This window comes from Acinetobacter sp. FDAARGOS_559, assembly GCF_003940475.1.
Classification (GTDB): Bacteria; Pseudomonadota; Gammaproteobacteria; order Pseudomonadales; family Moraxellaceae; genus Acinetobacter; species Acinetobacter baumannii.
The window spans coordinates 3,762,573-3,783,378 of sequence record NZ_RKJG01000005.1; the positions used below are offsets into that span (position 1 = coordinate 3,762,573).

General features: G+C 40.8%; 16 protein-coding genes and 2 pseudogenes. 4 read left to right on the forward strand and 14 right to left on the reverse strand.

What is annotated here, in order from left to right; genetic code table 11:
• Window positions 1–186 precede the first annotated feature (186 nt).
• Both hrpA and EGS71_RS19695 read left to right on the forward strand, forming a co-directional pair.
• Entirely contained in the window at window positions 187–4,044 is a 3,858-nt protein-coding gene (hrpA, locus tag EGS71_RS19690; protein ID WP_000931783.1) for an ATP-dependent RNA helicase HrpA, read from the forward strand.
• A 94-nt stretch (window positions 4,045–4,138) separates the two neighbouring features.
• A complete protein-coding gene (locus EGS71_RS19695; RefSeq protein ID WP_000512835.1) occupies window positions 4,139–5,245 on the forward strand; it encodes a beta-ketoacyl-ACP synthase III in 1,107 nt (368 codons plus the stop codon).
• Window positions 5,246–5,345: 100 nt separating this feature from the next.
• Here EGS71_RS19695 and EGS71_RS19700 read toward each other — a convergent pair whose 3' ends face one another.
• The 7 genes and pseudogenes from EGS71_RS19700 to benA all read right to left on the reverse strand — a co-directional run bounded on the left by EGS71_RS19700 (window position 5,346) and on the right by benA (window position 13,517).
• Window positions 5,346–6,608 carry an OprD family outer membrane porin gene (locus EGS71_RS19700; protein WP_000397482.1) on the reverse strand — a complete coding sequence of 421 codons (1,263 nt, stop codon included), beginning with the start codon at window positions 6,606–6,608 and terminating at the stop codon, window positions 5,346–5,348.
• 44 nt (window positions 6,609–6,652) lie between these two features.
• A complete protein-coding gene (locus tag EGS71_RS19705) occupies window positions 6,653–8,011 on the reverse strand; it encodes an aromatic acid/H+ symport family MFS transporter (protein ID WP_000381298.1) in 1,359 nt (452 codons plus the stop codon).
• A gap of 483 nt (window positions 8,012–8,494) precedes the next feature.
• Window positions 8,495–9,688 carry a benzoate/H(+) symporter BenE gene (gene benE / locus EGS71_RS19710; RefSeq protein WP_000212308.1) on the reverse strand — a complete coding sequence of 398 codons (1,194 nt, stop codon included), beginning with the start codon at window positions 9,686–9,688 and terminating at the stop codon, window positions 8,495–8,497.
• A gap of 57 nt (window positions 9,689–9,745) precedes the next feature.
• Window positions 9,746–10,531: a 1,6-dihydroxycyclohexa-2,4-diene-1-carboxylate dehydrogenase gene (locus EGS71_RS19715; RefSeq protein ID WP_000071244.1), complete on the reverse strand. Its 786-nt coding sequence runs from the start codon at window positions 10,529–10,531 to the stop codon at window positions 9,746–9,748.
• An 18-nt stretch (window positions 10,532–10,549) separates the two neighbouring features.
• Entirely contained in the window at window positions 10,550–11,566 is a 1,017-nt protein-coding gene (benC, locus tag EGS71_RS19720; protein ID WP_000064936.1) for a benzoate 1,2-dioxygenase electron transfer component BenC, read from the reverse strand.
• A 52-nt stretch (window positions 11,567–11,618) separates the two neighbouring features.
• A pseudogene (gene benB, locus EGS71_RS19725) lies at window positions 11,619–12,138 on the reverse strand (benzoate 1,2-dioxygenase small subunit).
• On the reverse strand, window positions 12,135–13,517 hold the full coding sequence (gene benA, locus EGS71_RS19730) for a benzoate 1,2-dioxygenase large subunit (protein WP_001137391.1): 1,383 nt from the start codon (window positions 13,515–13,517) through the stop codon (window positions 12,135–12,137). Before benA ends, benB begins: the two are co-directional and overlap by 4 nt.
• A 106-nt stretch (window positions 13,518–13,623) precedes the next feature.
• Here benA and EGS71_RS19735 point away from each other — a divergent pair, with 106 nt between their 5' ends.
• Window positions 13,624–13,752 (forward strand): hypothetical protein, encoded by a 129-nt coding sequence (locus tag EGS71_RS19735; protein WP_002011251.1) that lies wholly within the window; start codon window positions 13,624–13,626, stop codon window positions 13,750–13,752.
• A gap of 44 nt (window positions 13,753–13,796) precedes the next feature.
• A complete protein-coding gene (locus EGS71_RS19740) occupies window positions 13,797–14,756 on the forward strand; it encodes a LysR family transcriptional regulator (protein WP_000423274.1) in 960 nt (319 codons plus the stop codon).
• A gap of 49 nt (window positions 14,757–14,805) precedes the next feature.
• Here EGS71_RS19740 and EGS71_RS19745 read toward each other — a convergent pair whose 3' ends face one another.
• From EGS71_RS19745 to EGS71_RS19775, 7 genes and pseudogenes are all read right to left on the reverse strand, one after another.
• A complete protein-coding gene (locus EGS71_RS19745; protein ID WP_001060340.1) occupies window positions 14,806–15,687 on the reverse strand; it encodes a SphA family protein in 882 nt (293 codons plus the stop codon).
• A gap of 185 nt (window positions 15,688–15,872) precedes the next feature.
• Window positions 15,873–16,934 carry an NADH:ubiquinone reductase (Na(+)-transporting) subunit F gene (locus EGS71_RS19750; protein WP_000122052.1) on the reverse strand — a complete coding sequence of 354 codons (1,062 nt, stop codon included), beginning with the start codon at window positions 16,932–16,934 and terminating at the stop codon, window positions 15,873–15,875.
• Window positions 16,935–16,948: 14 nt separating this feature from the next.
• The gene (locus EGS71_RS19755; RefSeq protein ID WP_000218246.1) at window positions 16,949–17,311 is read right to left on the reverse strand and encodes a phenol hydroxylase subunit P4; all 363 of its coding nucleotides are present in this window, start codon (window positions 17,309–17,311) and stop codon (window positions 16,949–16,951) included.
• A gap of 59 nt (window positions 17,312–17,370) precedes the next feature.
• Window positions 17,371–18,897, reverse strand: coding sequence for an aromatic/alkene/methane monooxygenase hydroxylase/oxygenase subunit alpha (locus EGS71_RS19760; RefSeq protein WP_000211828.1), 1,527 nt, complete (start codon window positions 18,895–18,897; stop codon window positions 17,371–17,373).
• 45 nt (window positions 18,898–18,942) lie between these two features.
• Window positions 18,943–19,209: an MmoB/DmpM family protein gene (locus tag EGS71_RS19765; protein ID WP_000049448.1), complete on the reverse strand. Its 267-nt coding sequence runs from the start codon at window positions 19,207–19,209 to the stop codon at window positions 18,943–18,945.
• Window positions 19,210–19,220: 11 nt separating this feature from the next.
• Window positions 19,221–20,219, reverse strand: coding sequence for an aromatic/alkene monooxygenase hydroxylase subunit beta (locus tag EGS71_RS19770; protein ID WP_000171370.1), 999 nt, complete (start codon window positions 20,217–20,219; stop codon window positions 19,221–19,223).
• A 20-nt stretch (window positions 20,220–20,239) separates the two neighbouring features.
• Window positions 20,240–20,529, reverse strand: a pseudogene (locus EGS71_RS19775) (phenol hydroxylase subunit).
• Window positions 20,530–20,806: the final 277 nt, after the last annotated feature.

Sequence of the window (20,806 nt, forward strand, 5' to 3'; positions counted from 1 at the left end):
GCAAAAACATGTAAATCAAATGACAGTTATAGTAAAAGAAACTTGCTTAACAACATGAAGCTTACATATTAAAAATTCAAGGGTGAAATGTAAAAAAATTAAAAATATATAAAAAACCAATTGTTTTACCTTATGGTCATTAAGGCGTAAAATAGAGGATTGTTGAATTTTCAGGAAAATTTATCTGTGCTGAATGGTTTAAATATAGATCAATGGGTGATGGCGAGAGATCGTTACCGTTTAAATCGTTTACGTAAAGATAAAAAAGCCAATACTGCAGAGATTGAAAAATTATTTGAACAGTCTAATGCAAAAGTTAGACAGCGTTTTGAACGCTTACCAAAAATCAAATTAAATCAGGATCTTCCTGTAACCCAATATGCTGACCGTTTAATAGAAGCGATTCAAAAGCATCAGGTCATTATTGTGGCTGGTGAAACAGGTTCAGGGAAAACTACTCAGCTCCCTCAAATTGCAATGTTAGCAGGGCGTGGCTTGACTGGTATGATTGGTCATACCCAGCCACGTCGTTTAGCTGCACGTAGTGTGTCGCAGCGTATTGCAGAAGAAGTCGGCGAAAAGCTCGGCGAATCGATTGGTTTTAAAATCCGTTTTAATGAACAAGGCTCGCAAGATTCGATTGTCCGTTTAATGACTGACGGTATTTTGCTTGCCGAGTTAGGTAATGACCGCTTTTTGTCTAAATATGACACCATCATTATTGATGAAGCACATGAACGCTCACTCAATATCGATTTTATTATGGGCTATTTAAAGCAGTTACTGCCAAAACGCCCAGATTTAAAAGTCATCGTGACTTCGGCAACTTTAGATGTAAATCGTTTTAGTAACTACTTTAATAATGCACCAATTTTTGAAGTAGAAGGGCGTAGTTATCCGGTTGAAGTGCGTTATCGTCCAATTTCAGAAATGAATATTGGTGGTAGTGATGACGACGAGTTCGACGACTTTGAAGAAAACCTGCCGCGTGCAGTCGTACAAGCTGTAGAAGAATGCTTTGCTGATGCCGAAGAAAAAGGCCATCCAGAACATGCAGATATTCTGATTTTCTCAAGCACAGAGCAAGAAATTCGAGAATTGCAGGAAACCTTACAAAAGTACGGGCCGAGACATACCGAGATTTTACCTTTGTATGCACGCTTAGCCGTTTCTGAGCAACAAAAGATTTTTAGCCCAAGTGGAAAGGGCCGCCGTATTATTATTGCGACGAACGTTGCAGAAACTGCACTGACTGTTCCTAATATTCGCTACGTGATTGATAGCGGCTTTGCACGTATATCTCGTTATAACTACCGCTCACGCGTGCAACGCTTACCGATTGAGGCAATTTCACAAGCTGCAGCAAATCAACGTAAAGGGCGTTGTGGTCGTGTTGCTCCAGGTGTTTGTATTCGTTTATATAGCGAAGAAGACTTTTTAAGTCGTCCTGAGTTTACCGAACCTGAAATTAAGCGAACCAACTTGGCATCGGTTATTCTGCAAATGCAGAGCTTAGGTTTAGGTGAGCTGGAAAACTTTGATTTCATTGAGCCGCCAGATTTCCGTCTAGTCAATGATGGTCGTAAGCTACTCATTGAGTTAGGTGCGCTGAACGAGAAGAAAAACGAACTGACCAAAGTCGGCCAAATGATGGCACGTATGCCGATTGACCCAAGACTCGCACGTATGATTGTGGGTGGGGCTCATTTTGGTGTACTCAAAGAAATTTTGGTGGTGGTGAGTGCACTTGCAGTTCAAGACCCGCGTGAACGTCCAGCAGATAAACAGATGCAAGCTGATCAAAAGCACGCATTATTCAAAGAGGCAGATTCAGATTTTCTGTTTTATTTAAAACTTTGGGATACTTTAAATCCTAAAGGTGAAGCAGGAATGTCGGAAAACAAGCGCCGTCAATTTGCTAAGCAGCATTTCTTAAGCTGGTTACGGTTACGTGAATGGAAACAGACACACCAGCAGTTAGTTGAGCTGGCCGAAGGTTTAAAACTTAGTTTTAATGAAAAGCCTGCAAATTATGAAAATTTGCACCGTGCGTTGCTAACAGGTTTATTGTCTTTTATTGCTAATAAAACTGATGAACGTAATACCTTTATGGCGGTGCGTCAGCAAAAGGCTAAAGTTTTTCCGGCCAGTACTTTGCATAAAACCAATACTGCGTGGGTGATGGCTTTTGAGATGGTGGAAACCTCTCAGGTCTATTTACGTACATTAGCAAAAATTGATCCTGAATGGATTTTGCTTGCTGCACGCGACTTATTGAAATATCACTATTTCGAACCGCATTGGTCTAAAAAAGCCGGTATTGTAAATGCTTATGCACAAATTTCATTGTTTGGTTTAATTATTGAACCGAAGCGTTTGGTTAATTTTGAGAAAGTTGACCAACCTGCTGCACATGAGATTTTCTTACGTGATGCATTAACCACAGGAAATCTGGGTACAGTTCCACCATTTTTAAAACACAACTTGCTTAAACTTGAAGAAGTAGAGCGAGTTGAAGATAAATTACGTCGCCGCGATTTGGTGGTCGATGAAGAAACGATTTATCAGTTCTATGCGTCGAAAATTCCTGAAGAAATTGCGAGTCGTCGTAGTTTTGAAGACTGGCGTGCAACTGTAGAAGCAAAAAATCCGCGTTATTTATATGTAGAAGATGATGCGCTTTGGCTCAATGACCGTCCGACCACGCAGCAATTCCCTGATCATTTACATAATGGTCAGTTACGCTTGGCAACTACTTATCGCTTTGACCCAAGTCATGATGAAGATGGCGCAACGGTCCAAATTCCGGTACAGGCATTGCCTCAGGTAGATGAAAATATTTGGTCGTGGGGGATTCCAGGCTGGCGGTTAGATCTCATTGAAGCCTTATTGAAAGCCTTACCAAAAGATAAACGTCGTAACCTCGTACCAATTCCAGATACAGCGCGTAAGCTCATGCAAGGTATTGATGCTGTACATTTGCGACAACATATCTTTAGCTATCTGGCGTTTGCTTTACGTGGTGAGCAGATTACGGAAAAAGATTTTTCATTTGAACGAATAGATCCGTATTTGGTGCCTTTTATTAAGGTGATTGATGAAAAAGGTAAATTGATCGCCAAAGGCCGTGACTTGGCTGAATTGAAGGCTCGTTGTCGCGTAGAAACGCATCGTCCGGTGAAACAGCAAAAAGGTGAATTTAAAACCTTCCCTGAAAACTTTACCTTTGAAGCTTCACAGAAGGTGACAGGTGTTGTTGTTAAACAATATCAAGCTTTAGTACCAACTAAAAATTTTGCCGAACTTGAGGCGAAAGATGAGTCTGGCGTAGTTATACAAACATTTAACGATCAGGCAGAGGCGATTAAACAGCATCGCGAAGGTATTATTCGTCTGGTCCATATGCAACTTGGCGATTTGGTTCGCCAGTTGAAAAAGCAGATTTCAAAACCGCTTGCGTTGGCTTATTCACCTTTAGGCGATAAAGCTAAGCTTGAGCAGATGTTGGTCTATGCAACGTTGCAGATGGCAATTACGACTTTGCCAATTAACGCTGATGAATTTAATAAGCTGCTAGATCAGGTCAAAAAGCAATTTTTGAGTTATGGTCAGCAAGCACTTGAGCAATTAGGTGATATTTATATTCAGTGGCAACAAATCCGTCGTCAACTTTTAGTACTTGATCCGGACGTATTTGGACGCAGTATCGATGATATTGAAGATCAGCTAGATTTAATGTCACTCGGCAATTTTGTCTATTGCCAGCCAGTTGATCTTTGGCAGGAATATCCACGTTATTTAAAAGCACTGCTATTGCGTTTAGATCGATTGCCAAATAATCTACAGCGAGATCATGCTGCTATTGACGATGTCGATCCATGGATGGACAAGGTATTTAAGTTCAAAAATGATCCAAGAATCAAAGAATTGTATTTGATGCTGGAAGAATTACGGATTTCTTTATTTTCTCAGCCGATGAAAACCAAGATGCCTATTTCGCCAACTCGACTACAAAAGTTATGGGATCGTTTGGGAATCAGTTAAAATAGATCGGGGTCTGTTTATGTTGTTTTTAGCTGGCAACGCAATTTATAAATGAAAGATTAACAGACCCTATTCATTTTTTTAGGAGTTTTACATGGGCATTCGTATCACAGGTACTGGGCTATTTCACCCAACAGAAATCATTTCTAATGAAGAACTGGCCGACAGTTTAAATGCTTATGTGGAACAATATAACCAAGAGAATGCAGAGAAAATTGCAGCAGGCGAGCTAGAAGAATTACGTGGTTCAAGTGCTGAATTTATTGAAAAAGCTTCTGGTATTAAGCGCCGTTACGTGATTGAAAAATCGGGTATTCTTGATCCAACACGTTTACGTCCGCGTTTGTCTGAACGTTCAAATGATGAACTTTCAATTCAAGCAGAGTGGGGCGTTATTGCTGCAAAACAGGCAATGGAAAATGCAGGTGTAACTGCTGAAGATATCGATGTTGTGATTTTGGCGTGTTCAAATATGCAGCGTGCTTATCCGGCTGTAGCAATTGAAATCCAGTCGGCACTTGGTATTCAAGGTTATGCTTACGACATGAACGTTGCGTGTTCAGCTGCTACTTTTGGTTTGAAACAAGCGGCAGATGCAATTCGTTCAGGTGCTCGCCGTGTTTTATTAGTGAATGTTGAGATTACATCTGGTCACCTAGACTACCGTAACCGTGATTGTCACTTCATTTTTGGTGATGTGGCGACCGCTTCTATTATTGAAGAAACCACTACTAAAACTGGTTTTGAAATTTTAGATATTCATTTATTTACTCAATTTTCAAACAACATTCGCAATAACTTCGGTTTCTTAAACCGTAGCGAAGATGCAGTGGTTGATGACAAGTTATTCCGTCAAGATGGCCGCAAAGTATTTAAAGATGTTTGTCCGTTGGTGGCAAAAATCATTAATGCACAGTTGGAAAAAATGCAGTTAACTGCAAACGATATTAAGCGTTTCTGGTTACACCAAGCCAATGCCAACATGAATGAATTAATCTTGAAATATGTGGCTGGTAAAGATGCAGATCTAAGCCGTGCACCAATTATTCTAGATGAGTTTGCCAATACTTCTTCAGCAGGTGTAATTATTGCTTTACACTGTACAGGCCACGAAGTGGATGATGGCGAATATGGCGTGATTTCATCTTTCGGTGCTGGCTATTCAGTAGGTTCGATTGTTGTACAAAAGCATGTGGCTTAAGTTACTAGATTAATTAAAAACGCTCGTAAGAGCGTTTTTTTATGGCACAAAAATAATAAAGCGAGCCAAAATTAGCCCACTTTAGTTGAATCAAAAATGATTAAAACTTTTTAGTGTAGTTTACAAACAAGCGATCTTCACCAAAGTCATTGCCATGTTTTACGTTGTAATCAATTCGAATATATTGCAGGGCAAAGCCTTTTAAGAAAGGCTGTTGAAACGTATAGTTTAAAATCACATTCGACTCGGTTTCGTGGTTTTTCTCGCCATTTGCTGCTTTAAAGTCATGACCGTAAACATATTTCACCATCGCATTTAGGCCAGGCACATAGTCCTTAAAATCGTAGCCGTACATCACATGGTAAGACCTTTCGTCTTCTTTAAAGAAGCCTGTAGCATTCCAGTTAATGAAATAGGTTTCTGGTAAAAAACCATCCGGTAATGGATAAGCCGACTCACCCATAATTTGCTGGTACCCCAAACCAAAGGTATGATTTTTCACTTTAAATGTCTCTAATATCCCAATGTTTTGCGCATCGATATCAAAAGTATTGCCATCATCTTTTGCATTGAAGTATTTAAACTTAGAGGTGAGGGCAAAATTAGGTTGTTTCCAATTATGCTCAAGTCCTACATAGTGTTTATTGTAGAGGTCTTCTAAATTACCAAAGTAATATTCACCCTTGAGTGTCGGCGTAAATTGATAGCGCAGGTCAATATAATTTAAGCCATCAGATTCTTTGGTCATTCCATTTGCTGTGAATGAAAACTTTTTAAAATCTTCTTCATTTCGTGGCGAAACTTTTTCAACTCGTCCAATTTCAGCATAAAGCTGATCTGAAAGTTGTGACTTAAGATTAGTTCCCCAATAAGAGGCAAGTAATTGTCGGCTGGCATCGACAGCCGTTACAGGTAAATCCAGCCAGAGTTCACCGATACTCAACAGGGTTTTGTCATAGCCCAGTTTTAAGGTTGCACCGTATTTTAAGAAATCTGATGCTTGAGATTGTGTTTCCTTATTAAAAGGCAAAACTGTGTCCGCAACATGTTTATCTGAACTCAAGCGCACGGCGTATTGAACGGAAGCATCAGCTCCAATCGTAATAGGCTTGTCTGCTATGATTAACGGAGTGTCATGCATTTTCGACTTATAAAATAGCGATGCGGCTTGAGACCAACTGCCAGTATCTTTGAGTGCATCATTATCAAAATTACGGTTGATATAGGCATTTTTTAGCGTGAACTTCCATTCATCTTCGCTTTGTTGAGTGGTGTCTGCTGCCCATAAACTTGAGCTAGTTAATAAACCGAATAATGTGGTTATTGCTAAATTACATGGTTTAAAACGGTGTACGAATTCCATAATCCATTTCCAAAAAGATGCGCCAGTCCTCGGCGCATTTATGTTTACTGCTGGGTAAGCGTGTTTTGAGGGTTAAAAGTTGATGGCGTTTGTGCAGCAACAGAGGCTTTTAGATTGACCATAAATATTGCAAGTGCAGCAATCACACCCGGAATTGCAATCGCCAAGAAATTCATTTGGTGAGGAAGTTCAAATGAAAGTAAAGCACCTGTTAAAACTGGTCCAATAATCGCGCCAATACGGCCAATTCCCGATGCCCAGCCCATGCCAGTTGAACGAAGTGCTGTCGGATAGAACTGCGCAACAAAAGTGTAGAGTAAGATTTGTGAACCAATTGTGGCAGCACCGGCAATCGCAATCAGGCTATATAAAATAAATTGTGGACTATTAATGCCAAGCAGAATTAAAGCTGCTGATCCCACAATAAACATAATGGTAATGACAGGTTTTAAATGAAATCTGTCTGCTAAAGCACCGCCACCAATTGCACCGACCATGCCGCCAATATTAAGTGCAAAGAGGAACAACATGCTCGCACCTAACGAATAGCCCGCTTGCAGCATGAGTTTAGGCAACCAGCTTCCTAAGGCATACACCATGAGTAAGCACATAAAGAAAGCAATCCAGAACATAAACGTGCTGAAGGTACGGCCTTGTTGGAAAAGCGCACGGACAGGTGCATCTGTTGTTGTACTTTCATTTAACACCAGTTGAGTATTGGCATTGACTTGAGTTTGAGGCGCAATTTTACTCACTATATTTTTTGCCTGTTCGCTATGATTAGATTTCACTAAAAAGGCAAGAGACTCTGGCAAAAATTTCCAGATGAGTGGGAGCAGCAACAGGGGAATACCCGCAATTAAAAACATGATTTGCCAGCCCATATCTTTTACTAGCCATGCGCCGAGTAGTGCAGATGTCATGCCACCAATTGCATAGCCACTAAACATGATTGCGACTAATGTACTGCGGATTTTTTTTGGTGCGTATTCGGTCATAAGTGCGACAACATTTGGCATAACGCCACCAATCCCAAGACCTGCAATAAAGCGCAAAATAGCAAACTCAGTTGGCCCTTTGGCAAAGGCACCTATAAAGGTAAATCCGCTAAATAAGGTGACACAAATCAGGATGGTCTTTTTACGTCCCAGTTTGTCTGAAAGTGTGCCGAAAATCATGGCACCAAACATCATCCCGAATAGTGCAGCACTGGCGAGCAGGCCTGCTTCAACTGCAGTTAATGACCATTGCTGCATTAACAGAGGAAGAGCAACTCCATAAATAACTAAATCATATCCATCAAAAATAATAATAAGTAAGCACCAGATTAAAACTTTCCAATGAAAAGATGTAAAACTGGCTTTATCAATTAACTCATTAATATTAACCTTGCTCGTATCCATTTTCTTCACCTCCAATTTGTGAAGCATCGCGTTATTTTTTAATAAACTATTTTGTTATTGGATTAGAGTCAAAAACCTAATTGATATATCTTTATGTCTTTAAGGTATTATGCTTTTATTAATTTAATTATTTGAAAAATATGTATTTATTTTTATTTTTATTGTTTTAGTTGGCTTTGTTGTGTCTTTAAAATAGGGTTAAATATTGTATTATGAGAATTTTAAGGATTTTATAGATGTTTTTTTATAGATTTTATTGATGATAATCACAACTAAAAATATCATTAAATTTATATTATGAGTTGAAGTGAAAATATAAAAATAAAATACTAAAGTCTATTATTTAATTATTTTATAAATTGATCTTAAGAATGAAAATTAATTTATATTTAATAAAAATCGCCAAGTCAGAATTAGCAAGTTATTTGCATCCTGATTTGGCGATTGAGGTTTTATTTTAGTGGCGGGCGCTTAGATAAAAACTTAATTTGTGGCTGAAGTTGAACGTGGGGTGAGAATGAAATGGGCGATTACACCAATACAAATACCCCAAAAGACTGAGCTTAATCCAAGAAAATGCATACCTGATGCGCTAGCTAAAAAGGTAATAAGTGCAGCATCACGTTGACCATCATTTTTCATGGCAACAGAAATATTGGTGGCAATTGCACCAAGCAAAGCTAAACCTGCTAGTGCTGCCACCAACTCTTTAGGAAGTAAGCTAAATAGCATGACAATACTGCCAGCAAATAAGCCTCCTAAAATATAAAAAATTCCGTTGGCGATTCCTGCAATATATCGTTTTTCTTTAAGTTCATGTGCATCTTTACCCATACATAAAGCAGCAGTAATTGAGGCAAGCACAATGGTAATACCACCGACACAGGCAACGGCTAACGAGGCAATACTGGTGGCCGTAATAATGGGTTTGGCTGGTGTGTCGTAACCGCTAAGTTTCATAATCGCCATACCCGGTAAAAATTGGCCGGTTAGACTGACTAAAATAAGAGGAACGGCGAGGTTGAGTGTTGAGTTCCAAGTCCATTCCGGGCTAATCCACTGGGGGATTGCTAAATTAAAACTCACATCAACCGGATTCATTTTGCCTAAAATGAGGCTTAATAAAACTCCGGCAGCTAACACCCAAATCATGGTGTAGCGAGGCATTAAACGTTTGGCAATTAAAAAGACAATGAGCATACTAAAGACAATCAAAGGCATGCTATCAGATGCGGTAAATAGGCTAATACCAAACTGAAAAAGAATACCTGCCATCATGCCTGCAGCAACGTCTTGCGGAATCCACTTCAGTAATTTGTCGAAGTAACCTGTAATGCCAATTAAGAAAATAACGATGGCAGAAGTAATATAGGCGGCTACTGCTTCATTCAATGAGATATTGGGAAATAGGGTAACTAACAGGGCAGTACCTGGTGCGGACCACGCGGTAATCACAGGAGTTTTATATTTAATCGAAAGATAAATACCTGAAACGGCAGCGCCGATTGAAATTCCCCAAATCCATGACACCATCATATCTGTGGACACATGCGCACGCTGAGCAGCTTGGAAAAAAATAATCAGTGGGCCTGAGTAAGAAATTAAAACTGCAAGAAAGCCCGCAACTGTTGCTGATATGGACCAGTCATTTTTTAATGTCTTGAACAGGGTCGCCATGTCCGATTGCCTCCATGCAAATCATGTTATTTATCCAAATATATAAAAAGATCAGGGTTAACCCTGATCTCCACCTCCGACCGGAATGACCGATCCCGTCATATACGATGCTTCGTCTGATGCAAGAAATAAAATTGCATTGACTTGTTCTTGAATTGTGCCATAACGGCCCATAAATGTTCGATCTTTTGTTTGATCAACTACTTGTTGCATCCAGTCTTTTTCATTTTGACTTAACGGATTAGTGTTACGTGGTACTTTGCGAGGTGGCGCTTCGGTTCCACCAGTCGCAACAGCATTGACTCGAATCCCGTCTTTAGCATGTTCAAAAGCAAGCGATGCTGTTAGGGCATTTACCCCACCTTTAGATGCGGAGTAGGGAATACGGTTAATGCCACGGGTTGCAATGGAAGATACATTTACAATAACGCCCGATTGTTGCTTAATCATGGTCGGTAATACAGCGTGGCAGCACCATAAAGTTGGAAACAATGAGCGATTCACTTCCTTAATGATCTCTTCTTCGGAAAACTCTTCAAAAGGTTTCATCCAGATCGCACCACCTACATTATTAATCAGGACATCGACCCGACCATAGTGTTCAATAGCTTTTACAACAACAGCTTGCGCGCCTGCATAGGTTTCTAGGTCAGCATTAATCGTGACAGCATCACCACCTGTACACTGAATTTCTGTGAGTACCTCTTCAACATATTCAGAGCGGTCAGCCATGACGACTTGTCCACCTTCATCCGCGACTTGCAATGCCACGCCGCGGCCAATACCTTGGGCACTACCCGTAACAATCACGACTTTATCGGTAAATCTTTGACGGTTTGACATAGATAATTTCTCCACCTGTTAATTCGCAGAGAATTTTTCAAACAAGAAATTAGCTGGTTTGATATTTTCAGTTTCTAACCAACTACGTACCGCCTCTACCATTGGCACTGGACCACATAGGTAAACATCAACGTCGCCACCGTTTAACCATTCACTTTCAATATGACCAGTCACATAGCCTTTGCGTTCATGGTTACTCTCAGGGCTTGCAACTACAGTTCGATATTCGAACCATGGGAATTTCGCCTGCAACTCATTGAGTTTTTCTAGAGCAACTAAATCAAATTCATTGGTGACACCAAAGACTAAACGAACAGGCTGTTCTGAACCTTTTTCTTCAAGCACTTGTAACATCGACATAAATGGGGCAATGCCAGTACCGCCTGCCAGCATAAGCACTGGACGTACTACATTACGTAAATAGAAGCTACCGAATGGACCGGTAAAAGTCATTTTGTCGCCAGTTTTTGCATTCTTACTTAAGAATTCACTCATTTTGCCATTTGGTACGTTACGTACCACAAAGCCCGTTAAACGATTACCCGGTTTTGAGCTAAATGAATATGAACGTGTTTCGCCAGTTTCTGGAATTGCAACATTCACATACTGACCTGCAAGGAAATGAATATCCGGTTGGCCATCATCAAGTTGAATATCAAATGTGATGGTTGAGTCTGATAAGTTTTCAACGCGGGCTAAAGTACCTTGGAAGCTATGAATTTCTGTTTTGCAAACATCTGAAGATGCTTGAATCTGAAATACGGCGTCTGAAGTTGGTCGACATTGGCAAGCAAGAATATAGCCTTGCTCAGCTTCTTCTGGTGTTAATGCATCTTCAATATAGCTTTCTTCTGGCATGTCATAATGACCTGACTCGCAAAATGCGCGGCAAGTTCCACATGCACCATCACGGCAATCCAAAGGAATATTAATTTTTTGGCGATAGGCTGCGTCAGATAGGGTTTCGCCTTGAGCTACGTTAATAAAACGTGTAACACCATCTTCAAATTGAAGTGCAACATTGTGGTTTGACATGGCATGTATCCTACAAAATATTTGAAACTTTTACCCTCAGCCAACAGTCCGTTTAGCTGAGGGGGTATGTCTTAAAGGTGGTAGATATCAATGACTTGATTGATATAGTCATTTTTCAAAACGACATACTTGCTCAAGATTTTTGGTTGATCACCTGAAAAATCGATCACATAACGTGACATACCGAAATAGCTGTAATTTGTCTTGTAACGGAAACTTAAGGTATTCCAGTTAAAGCGAACAGTGACTTTGTCGCCGTCGCGATCGAGAACTTCAACGTTGGCAATATTGTGGCTTGTGCGTGTGTCTGGCATGGTTGCAGATGAGCGTTCGGTTTTAATACGGAACACTCGATCTTCTAAACCTTGACGGTCTGGATAATAAATAAGTGAAATTTCAGATTGCGGATCTTCAGTTAATCTATCGTCGTCATCCCAAGCTGGCATCCAGAAAGAAGCTTCTGGCGCATAGCATTCAAGCCAGTCATCCCATTGTTCATCATCTAAAAAGCGAGCTTCACGATAAAGAAACTGAGCAATATTTTCTAAAGTTGCTTTGTCTTGAGTACTCATGCTGTTTCTCCCTGATCAGCAATTTCTTTCTCTGATGCAATCGCGTGTTTCATGGTCTTTAACCAATATTGATGCTGGGCCAGATACAGGCCTTCATCTTCAGTTTTAATCCCACTTAACATGGGTTTTAAACCAATCTCGTTTGCTGCATCGTCCGGTCCATAAATCCAGTGTTTTGAACCGCGGCACATGTCATTCCACTCAAGTGCAATACCTGCGTAGCCTGCCTGACAAGCACGGAACTCTTCTAAATCGTCTGGCGTTGCCATACCTGATGCATTAAAGAAATCTTCATATTGACGGATACGGCGTGCACGCGCTTCAGGTGCTTCGCCCTTAGGTGCGATACAGTAAATAGTGACTTCAGTTCGATTGACCGAAAGTGGACGAAGTACACGAATTTGTGAACCGAATTGATCCATCAAATAAACGTTTGGATACAGACAAAGATTACGTGAACGCTCAATCATCCATTTCGACATGGCTTCGCCGTATTTTTCGGTGTATTCGTCTGCTTTCGGGAAGTTTGGACGGTCTTCTGGATTTGCCCATTGTGTCCAAAGCAACATGTGGCCATTTTCAAAGCCATACGAGCCACCGCCTTGTTTACCCCAAGAACCTGCACTCATGGCACGAATGTTATCGGCAGCTTGAGTTTCTTTACGGTGTTGAGTTGTTGCTGCATAGTTCCAGTGAACAGCAGAAACATGATAACCATCGGCACCATTTTCAGCGGTGAGTTTCCAGTTGCCTTCATAGGTATAGGTAGATGAACCACGTAAAACTTCTAAACCATGTTCAGACTGGTCAACAATCATGTCGATGATTTTGGTGGTTTCTCCCAAGAATTCTTCAAGTGAAGGAACATCGGGATTTAAGCTACCAAATAAGAAACCTTTGTAACTCTCAAAACGTGCTACTTTTTTAAGGTCGTGTGAACCCTCTTGGTTAAAACAGTCAGAATAGCCTGCTTCACTTGGATCTTTAACCTTGAGCAATTTACCTGAATTGTTAAAAGTCCAGCCGTGGAAAGGGCAAGTATACGTTGCTTTGTTACCACGTTTGTAACGGCAAAGTTGTGCTCCGCGGTGTGAACACGCATTGATCATGGCATTGAGTTCGCCGTTACGGTTACGTGCAATAATGACTGGCTGACGACCAATGTGAGTGGTGTAGTAATCATTATTATTTGGAATTTGGCTTTCGTGCGCTAAGTAAACCCAATTGCCTTCGAAGATATATTTCATTTCGAGGTCAAAAAGAGCTTCGTCAGTAAACACTGAGCGATGAAGTTTAAATTCGCCTGTATCGATATTGTCTACAAGTAATTCATCAATACGGTCAAGATGGCTAGTATTGATTACAGGAATACGTGGCATGTCCGTTCTCCGACTTTCCAAAAGTGTGGAAGTCACCAAGGCCTTAGCTACGATCTACAAGGTCTTGATATCCTAATATTTTCAATGAAGCGCATGAGTGCGCTGAGTGTTTAACCGTGAATTGATGAAGATGAATAACTGGAAGATTGGCAAAAGGCTTGTTCACAAAGCAATTCATCACTTCATCGGTTTGTTGCTTGTATATACCTTAAAAGAATGGTTAAACTGTGTCTAAGACTGAATTTGCATTTTTTTATATCTTAAAGGTATGGAAACCTGATGGAACTAAGACATTTACGGTATTTTGTAGCGGTTGTTGAAGAACAGAGCTTTACAAAAGCCGCGGAAAAACTATTTATTGCTCAACCACCTTTGAGTCGACAGATTCAAAATTTGGAAAGTGAGCTTGGAATTCAACTGTTTGAGCGTGGAAGCCGTCCTTTACAGACAACACCAGCCGGACATTTCTTTTATCAGCATGCCCTTAAACTTTTGTCGAATGCTGAAGAAATAAAAAGTATGACCAAACGTATTGGTCTGATTGAACGTAGTGTGACGATTGGTTTTGTCGGGTCTTTACTCTATGGTTTACTGCCTCGAATCATTTATTTATTTCGGCAACAACAACCTCATTTGAATATTCAATTGATGGAGTTAAGTACCACTGAACAACTACAGGCATTAAAAGAAGGACGCATTGATGTTGGTTTCGGGCGTTTAAGAATTAGTGATCCCGCCGTGAGGCGAATTCTTTTACGTAAAGAGCGTTTGGTCGTTGCCGCGCATACCAGTCATCCAATTGCACAGCGCACAGAAGGGGTATATCTGGCCGATTTGATTGATGAAAAGATGTTTATGTATCCCACTTCACCGAAACCCAACTTCTCAACCCAGCTTTTGAATATTTTTGCCGAACATAGTTTGGTTCCCAAAAATATGCATGAGATACGGGAAATTCAATTGGCTTTGGGCTTAGTCGCAGCGGGGGAAGGGATCTGCATTATTCCAGCAAGTGCTGATACCATTCGATTTCCACACTTAAACTATATTCCGATTTTAGATAACGGCGCGGTCAGCCCAATTTTTATTACTGCACGGGCAATGGACAGAAGTGAAGACTTACAATCATTGTTCGACTGTATTTATCAGGTTTATGACTTGGAAGGGATACCTTATCAACGAACTGTTTTTACACTTGATCAGAACCCGATAGATGATTCAAATGGTATCGATTTTTAAATAAGGGAAGTGCATAGCCTCAAAGGTTGAAGCTATGCGTTGATGTGTTTTAGAAAGCCCAAATTAATTTTAGCCAGCTGGTATGGCCTTCGGGGCGATATTCGACTTCGGTTTCTTTTAGAAATTTGGCTTCAATAGACCAATTCTTATCGGCATATTGAATGCCTGGCCCAATTGCAAAAGCCTGTCCTTTAAACCCAATGTCACTTCCGTTTACTTTGTCATCTGTGGTTTGTTTAAAGGCATAGCCTTCAACTGCAACTTTGAGTTTTGGGTTAATGCGATAACCCAAGCTATAGTCACCCGCAATGTATTGTCCAGACTGGTAGTCGGTCGCGTCATTACGCGTATTCCAGCTATAAGACAATTTAGTAGATAGATCTAAACCTGCCGCGTTGGCATAACTATAGGCAATAATTGGTCGAATGGTGTGATAGTTTTTCCCGAGATTGGCTTCAACTGGATGTGTCGCACTTGGAGTGTCATATTCACCTGTCCCGAGCACAGTTTCTAGGGCTGCAATCCAGTGATGATTTCCTTGATGCCAGCCGAGCATGCCACCCAAAATCAAGTCTCCGAGACCTTGGTTTGAGTCAGCCATTCCATTTATTTTAAGCCTTTGATAAACCAATGGTTGGGCTGCATAAAAACCGAGTTGTCCATCCATAATTTTTTGATCGGTCATCCAAACCAACCGCGGAACCACAGCGTTGACATCAACATGGAACTGATTGGGACCATTTTGAAACTCTGATGCGTGGTAATTTTGATAATAACTGAGTAAGTAGACGCCAGCAGGTGGTAGAGCACCTGCCATCATACCTTCGGCACCTAAAGCAAAAGAGTCTGAGCCATTTTCTGTCGCAAATGCAGACGGAAGGTAAAGGGAGCTGATTACACCACATATGATTGCAGAGATTTTGTTATTCATAGAATGTCCTATTCTGTGTTGTTTGGCTTGTCACTAAAAAAACGTTATTCCTTAACGGTCTTTAAAAATTTGAGTCTGTTTAACCTGTAAATTTGGAATGCAGAACTCTTGTGAGTCTTGTATTTGCTTTCTAAATTACAAATACAAAGCTCATTTGAAAAAGCCGAGTGCTTAAAGATTTATCTTTAAATATGTTTGAATAAAGCTGAACGCGATTGTCCGGCAGCACCATCGGCTGCACTTAAGAAGCGTTCAGTGTGAATGTCCCGTTCGAATAAGCGACTTTGCATGAGTGTTGAAATTGCCGAGTCGATCATGATGGGTGGGCCACACAAATACGCTTTGTGTCCACCACATCGATTTTCAAAGTAATCGGCAACAGCCTCATGCACAAATCCGGTAAATCCAGTCCATTGGTCTTCTGGTTTTGGTGCATTGAGAGCAGGGATATAGCGGAAGTTCGGATAGTCTTTTACGAGCTGTTCAAACAATTCTCGGTTGTATAGCTCTGCCAAGTCTCGTGCTCCTTGGAAGAGGTAAATCGTGCGACTATCTCCAGACTCAAGCAAATCTAAAATCATCGATTGTGGGCTTGAAAGACCTGAACCACCCGCAATGAAAATGGCATTTTGATCATCTGACTTGCGTACAAAAAATTGACCATAAGGGCCTGAAATATCGAGCTGATCACCTGTGGTAAGTTGTTCATGCACATAAGTCGTTGCTGCACCGCCTTCAACTTTACGAATATGCAGCTCAACGATGCCGACTTCACTTGGTGAGTTGGCAATTGAAAATGCACGAGTTCCTTCAATGTTTGGAAATTGGACATTGATATATTGGCCAGCTTGGAATTCGATTGAACGATCTAGTTGTAGACGAATACTCTTAATGGTCGGGGACAAGTCTTTTATTTCAATGACGGTCGCTTGATAGTCTTGAACCAAATGACCTAAGAAATCTGGGTCTTCATCGACATCGGCTTCAATGACCATGTCGGACTGTGGTTTGCAGCAGCAGGCAAGCACCTTATTTTCATCACGTTCAATATCCATGAGCGCAAAGGGAGAAGCTTCACCGACATCATAAAAACCATCGGTGACTTGAACCTTGCATGTCCCGCAAGTGCCATGACCACAGGCAAAGGGTAACCAAACACCTTGGCGTAAAGCTGCATCTAAAATGGTCTGGTCTTCTTCTACTTCAATCGTTGTTCCGATCGGTTCAATGGTGACTTGATAACTCATGACACACCTCCGAATTAAACGTAACTGTCGTTATAGCCATTTAATTCTGGCGTAACGAAACGAAGTAATGACTTATGCCCAAAACCAAGCTCTACCAAAGTTTTTGTACTCTCAGGACTAATTGCTTGACCATCTAATGTGTATTGCACTTTTGACCAATCAATTTTGGAAAAATCTGGATGTTGGGCAAAACCACCTGTAATTTGTTGCTCAATCAACTGTCCAAAAGTTTGTTGAGGCGAGGCAAGCATGGCATGTGCCGAGCAAAAAAGGGTGTGATGATCCCAACCCACGTAAAGTAAGAATTGATCGCCATAATTTTTTTGCAGATCAAGCGGTTCAAATTGATAGTTGTTGTGTATCGCGCGAACAGTCATGTTCAATCTCCTTATTTCCTATCAGGCAGCTTGATGACTGCCTGAACAATTCCTTGTGCTTAAGCTGCGTTGCCTTTCCATTTTTTCCAGCGCTGTTGGTCTGGAGAACCTTCAATATCCAGATTGTCGGCACCGACATTCATGCGGTAATAATCACGGAGCATAGTTTCGAGGTCACCGCCACCACAGTTACCTTGCAATATTTGATTTACAGGTAGCCATGCTTGTATATATTTTTCAGGCTCGCGTTCGAAAATGTCATGACAGCCATCTGAACAGGTGTGGTAGCGTTCGCCTTGGTAAATGCTATGGCGATAACTAAATTGAGTCGGGTCATCGCCCATTTCGGTAAAGGTCATTGGAATCTGACAAACCTGACAAAGCTGTGGTAAACCTGCGCTGTAGAAGCGTTTACCTTCGGCTTCCATTTTGCGAGCCAGCTCCCATTTTGGACGGTAGTATTTATCGAAAGTGTCTGGATATTTAGCCGATAACCAATCCATTTCTTCGTCGGTTGGAATCCAAGTATGGAAACCAGCAGCATGACCAAAGTTATAGAAAATCCACCATGCCTGATGTGAGACATGCTCTTTTTCTTTTACAATGACATCGCTATATTTCGGCATACGAATGCCATAACGGCTTAAATCTTTAAATAGCGCGCCGCCTGCCTGTTCAAAATAAACCTCCCAAGCTTCTTTCCACGACATCACTTTATTTGGCAGCATGTAATCCATCATCATGCCCACAATTGAAAGCAAACGCGTTCCACGCCAGAACCATTTATCAATCCATTCCTGCACAATCGGCACGTTGTCCTCATGCTGTTCGAGCAAGAATTTCACGATTTCAAGACCAAGCGTCATGTGGCGAGCTTCATCTGACTGCGCACTAAAGCCAAAGGTTACAGTTGCCATATCGCCGTTATAAGCTGCACCTGACATAAACGGCACAAACAGTAAGTTGGTAAGTACATATTCAAAAGCAAAACTAATCGCTAATAAAAATTCGAAAGGTCCGGCAGAACGGGCATCTTCAAAAAATGATTTAGGCACAGACAAATACCAAACGCGGTCATGCATATGTGCCCAGTCCTGAAAACCATCAAAGAACTTGTTGTAATGGCTCATGGCATGAATTTGGGTCTGTACATGACGCAGCTCATCAATCGACTGCATCTGAGAAGCAATACGTGCTCCAATACCACTAAACTGGCGACCTACATGGGCATAGCCTTGATAAGCTTGATATTCAAGTGGAGTCACCGCCGTTAAAAAGAGTTTGATCGCATTTAAGTAGCGTTCATTGCTGACATTCATCTGACCATTATTTTGAGCAAAGGCATCAAAAATGGCATAAAGTTTTTTCTCTTTTTCTGCCTGATATTTCCAGTAAGCATCCATGGTTAAACGGAATGGATCTTCCCATTTAGACCAGTCCGTAATTTTGATGCCTTCAAATTCTTCATAAGGAAAGGCGTCTTTACGGTCAGCATAGGAAAAGTCCCAGTCCAGATCACGGGTTAATGCGCGGTAACGATCTTTAGCATTTAACTTTTTGCTGGTTTCTTTCGTTTGAGTTGTCATGATTGATCATCCTTAAATCTTTGTTAAACAACATCTATGTTGTGATTAATTCCAGTGAAGGCGGAAAGTATCATCATCTTCTTCGACGTTGCCGCCCAGCGTAATCATATTGAGTTGTAACGATTGGATGTCCCAATCTTGGCCTAGTTTTTCAGATACGGTTTCGGCTTTAATGACCAAATCAGTTTCACTTTCAATTCGAATCATGGCTGGTAAATACTGAATTGAAGCTTCAGGGTTATCTTCTTCAATCGCCTCGATGATGTAGCGTGAAGTATCGTTGTCTTGTAATGCGAGATAGACTTTAGACATGTTGCTTCTCCTTAAGCATTTGTAAGTGGTTGTAGGCCGAGTTTTTTTGCGCGTTCAATAACGGCATGTTCTGCTTGATCGACTGCATCTGCTGTTAAGGCTGCTGATGCCCAAGATGTAAAGACTGCTTTCACTTGAGCCAAAGACTGAGTGAACCATTCATTTAATAGCTGTTTGTTGTGATCTGACTCTGCAGCGGCAGTTTTAATGACGGTGTCTGACCACTTACGTAAATCACCTAAAGTGTCTTTCATAAACTCAGTCAGCATGGCTAAGTCGCGAGCATTTTGAGTGACTAACCACTGATCAAACTGTTGATAAACAAGCTCTGTCACAAAGCCGTCAATCACAAGGTTCTGTAATAAGAAAAGTTTGAAGTAGTCTTGCTCGGTGAGGCTTTCTTCACACAGACGGCGTAAGCCTTGCCATGCCGGATGTTGCATCCAAGCCTGTTTTGCCTGTTGTAATGAATTGCCGCTATTACCATCTAAAGCTAAACCAATCCGTGAGATGTACTGCGCAATTCCTAAATGATCCATCGCGGCATAAATACAAGCTTGGGTAAGCACGGTGCCATAACCATAGGCACTTCCAGACATCATGTGTAAGTTTGCAGTTTGTTCAACGTGGCGAAATGGCAATAGGCACTCAATGACCTTGGCTTTGACTTCGTCAGACAAATGCTCTGCAAGCTGACGTTTTTCAAAAAAAGCAAAATTACTTTCGGCTGTGTCCTGCAAACGTGCACGATGTTGAACGTAAGTTCCATAATAGAATTGACGTGGATCTTTAAATGCATACCAATCTTGCATTTGCAGGGCAGTATGGGTTTTGTCATTTAAGGTTTTTTCAGGTTTCCACAAAGGACGATAGTGGAAATTAGTTTCTGCCTGTACATCAAAACTCACTTCTTGATATCGAGTTGCTGGCTTACTACCAAATCGTCTTTCGATATAGGCGTAGTTCTGGCGGATAGGTTCGACATTTGACGTTTTGATTTCTAAAGTCATGGCTTTATCTCCTTATATTTTTACATCTGATCATCGTGATCGTTGCTATTACGTTGCGTGCCGACTAAGGCACTGCTTCAGTGCCATAGCGCCATTTTTCTTCCTGAACATCATTAAAAGCTTGTTGCTCTTGGGTCATTTCAACCACTTGATTGGTCTTACAAAAATCATTAAATGCATGTTTAGGCAAAACCAGTTCCACAAATAGACTTGGGTCATGAATGGCAAAATCGAATTCGATAAACTCTGCGTTTAAGTCGCCAGTGACCCGAATATATTTGGTTAATGCTTCGACTTGAGGTTGCGTCATGCTGTACTCCATCAAGACATGGTCTTGAAATTGATGAATGCTCCTTGCTCTCGCTATTAGCTTTACAAAAGCTATGCCAACTTTATTTTTATTATTAAAAACAATTAATTAAGATTTTTGTGAAAAGTGAGGCGTTTTCAAAATTCACTATTTCATGAATTCTTTTGAATGGTGAAATAGAGATATTCATGATTTGATGAAAGCGGGTTATAAAAATTTATTTTTAGAATGTTTGAGGCTTTAAAAGGAGAGATTTAGAAATACTTTTTTAGTATGA

Excerpts from the sequence above, each read along its gene's own strand:
- EGS71_RS19695 (WP_000512835.1), top strand. The coding sequence starts at position 4,139 with ATGGGCATTCGTATCACAGGTACTGGGCTATTTCACCCAACAGAAATC.
- EGS71_RS19700 (WP_000397482.1), bottom strand. The coding sequence starts at position 6,608 with ATGGAATTCGTACACCGTTTTAAACCATGTAATTTAGCAATAACCACA.
- EGS71_RS19705 (WP_000381298.1), bottom strand. The coding sequence starts at position 8,011 with ATGGATACGAGCAAGGTTAATATTAATGAGTTAATTGATAAAGCCAGT.
- benE (WP_000212308.1), bottom strand. The coding sequence starts at position 9,688 with ATGGCGACCCTGTTCAAGACATTAAAAAATGACTGGTCCATATCAGCA.
- EGS71_RS19715 (WP_000071244.1), bottom strand. The coding sequence starts at position 10,531 with ATGTCAAACCGTCAAAGATTTACCGATAAAGTCGTGATTGTTACGGGT.
- benC (WP_000064936.1), bottom strand. The coding sequence starts at position 11,566 with ATGTCAAACCACAATGTTGCACTTCAATTTGAAGATGGTGTTACACGT.
- benA (WP_001137391.1), bottom strand. The coding sequence starts at position 13,517 with ATGCCACGTATTCCTGTAATCAATACTAGCCATCTTGACCGTATTGAT.
- EGS71_RS19740 (WP_000423274.1), top strand. The coding sequence starts at position 13,797 with ATGGAACTAAGACATTTACGGTATTTTGTAGCGGTTGTTGAAGAACAG.
- EGS71_RS19745 (WP_001060340.1), bottom strand. The coding sequence starts at position 15,687 with ATGAATAACAAAATCTCTGCAATCATATGTGGTGTAATCAGCTCCCTT.
- EGS71_RS19750 (WP_000122052.1), bottom strand. The coding sequence starts at position 16,934 with ATGAGTTATCAAGTCACCATTGAACCGATCGGAACAACGATTGAAGTA.
- EGS71_RS19755 (WP_000218246.1), bottom strand. The coding sequence starts at position 17,311 with ATGACTGTTCGCGCGATACACAACAACTATCAATTTGAACCGCTTGAT.
- EGS71_RS19760 (WP_000211828.1), bottom strand. The coding sequence starts at position 18,897 with ATGACAACTCAAACGAAAGAAACCAGCAAAAAGTTAAATGCTAAAGAT.
- EGS71_RS19765 (WP_000049448.1), bottom strand. The coding sequence starts at position 19,209 with ATGTCTAAAGTCTATCTCGCATTACAAGACAACGATACTTCACGCTAC.
- EGS71_RS19770 (WP_000171370.1), bottom strand. The coding sequence starts at position 20,219 with ATGACTTTAGAAATCAAAACGTCAAATGTCGAACCTATCCGCCAGAAC.